Source organism: Actinokineospora sp., from assembly GCF_050699995.1.
In the GTDB taxonomy this organism is placed as follows: Bacteria; Actinomycetota; Actinomycetes; order Mycobacteriales; family Pseudonocardiaceae; genus Actinokineospora.
The window spans coordinates 1-1,007 of record NZ_JBOHGC010000625.1 but is presented as its reverse complement, the minus strand read 5'-3'; the positions used below and the strand labels follow the sequence as shown (position 1 = coordinate 1,007).

Annotated in this window: 1 protein-coding gene; it reads left to right on the top strand. The window is 69.0% G+C overall.

The annotated features are described in order from the left end of the window. The coding region (locus ACRDSQ_RS29910; RefSeq protein WP_431425684.1) for a hypothetical protein at positions 1-1,007 on the top strand (1,007 nt) is incomplete at both ends.

Sequence of the window (1,007 nt, the reverse complement as noted above, 5' to 3'; positions counted from 1 at the left end):
GAGCAGCTCTCGTCGCTGTTCGCCCTCACTGGCGTATTGCAGGCCATCACCGCCACCGCGGCCGGCCCGGCCGAGAATCTGCCGGCCGTCCCCGAAGGCGGACTCATCTTGTCGTCGGAGCAGGTCGACAGCCTCGTGCAATCCGGCCGTCTCGGCCTGCTGCTCGGCCTGCCCGGCGCCGGTCTGGCCGCCGCCCCTGCGGTGCCCGAGCACGTGGAGCGGCCCGAGGTCGTCAACCCGGCCCGGTCTGGCACCGTCGAGTTCGTCCGCGAGGCGCTGCCCTACCGGTTCGACCGGAACGGTAGCTTCCAGCGGGCCGAGCACGAGTTCTCCACGGACCTGCACGAGATGGCGCTCGCCAAGGATCTCTACGGTGTGGAGACGGATGCCGGCAAGCGGGTGATGGGGTTCCTGCGCCACGCATTCGCCGACACCGACACGGCCGACGTGACGTCGCTCAACCCGGCGATCCAGCGGCCCGATCTGTACGTCGACCAGCGCGACTTCCGCTACCCAATCTGGGAGTCGATCAATCGGGGTGGCCCGCCGAACGGTGTGCAGCCGTTCACGTTCCCCAAGTTCAGCTCCGCATCCGGGCTCGTGGGCGATCACGTCCAGGCTGTCGAGCCGGCGGGCGGCGTGTTCACCACGACTTCACAGACGATCACCCCGACCGCGATCAGCGGCAAGGCGTCGATCACCCGTGAGGTGTGGGACATGGGTGGCAACCCCGCGGTGTCGACGCTCATCTTCGACCAGATGAAGCGTGGCTGGCGGGAAGGGCTCGAATCGGCCGCCGCGGCGTTCCTGGCCACCCTGACGGCCGCCGTCGACATCACGCTCGGCGTAGCCCCCACCGACGCCGCGTTGGCCGACGCCTGGGACCAGGCGCTCGCCGGACTGCAGTTCGTGCGCGGTTACGACTTCGAGATGTTCGCCGTCGAGCAGGTGCTCTACAAGGCGTTCGTCGGCGCCACCGACACCACGAACCGGCCGCTGTTCCCGAT